The following is a 2,067-nucleotide window of genomic DNA, read 5'->3' as shown; positions in this document are numbered from 1 at the left end:
TCGCCGCCCGGGAAGGTGTCGCGATCGTGTACGGCTGTCCGGAGCGCACTCCCGAGGGCGTGCACAACACTGTCCAGCTGGTGGACGCACACGGTCAAGTTGTGGCGGTGCACCGGAAGTCCCACCTCTACGGTGACGCGGAGGGCACCGTGTTCAACCGCGGCGCGGGTTCGCTGGTCCAGGCCCAGGTCGCCGACGTCACGGTGGGCCTGCTGATCTGCTACGAGGTCGAGTTCCCCGAGCTGGTCAGGGCCCACGCCCTGCGCGGAACCCANNCGTGGAGCATCGTGACGCGGACCCTGGTGCCCGCCAGGGCTTTCGAGAGCCAGCTGTACGTGACCTACGTCAACTGGTCCGGTGTGGACGGACGCACCACCTACTGCGGTCTGACCAGGGTGGCGAAACCGAACGGCCAGGTGCAGACCGCACCGGGGCGCGGCGAGACGCTGCTCGTGGCCGACGTCGATCCGGCCGAGATCGTCTCAGCCCGCCGGCAGACCCCGTATCTGACCGACCGGCGTCCCGAGCTGTACCACGACCTCGTCCAGGAGGTCCGAGCATGATCCGGCCAGAAAGGCGGGCAGCGACATGACCACCGTCCCCACCGACCAGCTCGCCATGCTCATTCCCGACTTCCCCTTCAGCTACGACGAGTGGCTCCGCCATCCCGCCGGGCTGGGGCGGATACCCGAGGCCCTGCACGGCACGCCCGTGGCGGTGGTCGGCGCCGGTGTCTCCGGACTGGTGGCCGCGTACGAGCTGATGCGGCTGGGTCTGCGACCTGTGGTGTACGAGGCGGGCCAGCTCGGCGGCAGGATGCGGTCGGCCGGTTTCCCCGGCTATCCCGACTGCGTCGCCGATCTGGGCGCGATGAGATTCGCCCCCACCGCGCGGACGCTGTTCCACTACATCCACGAGCTGGGCCTGCCCACCACTCCCTTTCCCAACCCACTGGCACCCTGCACGCCCAGCACGGTGATCAACCTGAACGGGGTGACGCACCAGGGCCGCTCCCAGGCCCTGCTGCCACCGATCTACCAGGAGGTCTCCGACGCCTGGAACAAGGCGTTGCGGGACAAGGCCGAGCTCGCCACCATGGAGGACGCCATCCGGCGCCGNNCCACGCGGACGACGGCGAACAGGTCAGCATCGTCGGTGGCGCGCAACGCCTGCCAACGGGTCTGTGGTCCCACTCGCCCGCCCGCATGGCGCACTGGCCGCCAGGCACGACCATCGCCGCACTCAACCACGAGGCGCCACGCCCAGCCGTGACCAGGCTGAGCCGGCACGGAACCGACATCGAGATCCAGGACGAGAGCGGCCGGCTCGATCGGTTCCCGGTCGTGGTCTTCAGTCCGCACGTGTGGACGCTGCTGGGGGCGATCGACTGCGCCCCGGAACTGCTCAGCGCTCCACAGTGGACAGCGGTCGAACGCACGCACTACATGAGCTCGTCGAAGCTCTTCGTGCTGAGCGACCGGCCGTTCTGGCTGGACGCGGACAAGCGCACCGGAAGTCCGGTGATGGGCATGACCCTGACCGACCGCAGTCCGCGCGGTGTCTACCTGTTCGACAACGGCCCGGACCGGCCCGGCGTCATGTGCCTGTCCTACACCTGGAACGACGACTCGGCCAAGTTCCGCACCATGACCGACCAGCAGCGCCTGACCGTCCTGTTGCGACGGTTGGCCGCGATCTACCCTGACGTGGACATCGCCTCCCACGTGATCAGCGAGCCGGTCACGATCTCCTGGGAGAACGAGCCGCTGTTCATGGGTGCGTTCAAGCAGAACCTGCCTGGTCAGTACCGCTACCAACGCAGACTGTTCACCCAGTTCATGCAGCAGGACGCACCGGCGGAACAGCGCGGTTTCTTCCTTTGTGGCGACGACGTCTCCTGGCTCGGCGGTTTCGCGGAGGGAGCGATCACCAGCGCGCTCAACGCGGTGTGGGCGGTGACGAACCACCTCGGCGGTGGAACCCATCCGGCGAACCCCGGCCCGGGAGACCGGTTCGACGAGCTCGCTCCGATCAGGCTGACTCACTGACAGGCCTGGACGTGGATGA

Annotated in this window: 3 protein-coding genes; all 3 read left to right on the top strand. The window is 68.1% G+C overall.

Annotation, left to right across the window (positions count from 1 at the left end; translation table 11 throughout):
• Positions 1 to 26 precede the first annotated feature (26 nt).
• Positions 27 to 563 (top strand): nitrilase-related carbon-nitrogen hydrolase, encoded by a 537-nt coding sequence (locus B0F77_RS46320; RefSeq protein ID WP_425435847.1) that lies wholly within the window; start codon positions 27 to 29, stop codon positions 561 to 563.
• A 25-nt stretch (positions 564 to 588) separates the two neighbouring features.
• Complete coding sequence (locus B0F77_RS50440) at positions 589 to 1,272, top strand: flavin monoamine oxidase family protein (RefSeq protein WP_245849568.1); 684 nt, start codon at positions 589 to 591, stop codon at positions 1,270 to 1,272.
• Positions 1,269 to 2,048, top strand: coding sequence for a flavin monoamine oxidase family protein (locus B0F77_RS50435; RefSeq protein WP_245849566.1), 780 nt, complete (start codon positions 1,269 to 1,271; stop codon positions 2,046 to 2,048). Before B0F77_RS50440 ends, B0F77_RS50435 begins: the two co-directional genes overlap by 4 nt.
• Positions 2,049 to 2,067: the final 19 nt, after the last annotated feature.

Source organism: Lentzea kentuckyensis (assembly GCF_002150765.1).
Classification (GTDB): domain Bacteria; phylum Actinomycetota; class Actinomycetes; order Mycobacteriales; family Pseudonocardiaceae; genus Lentzea; species Lentzea kentuckyensis.
This window is presented reverse-complemented; position numbering and strand designations above follow the sequence as displayed.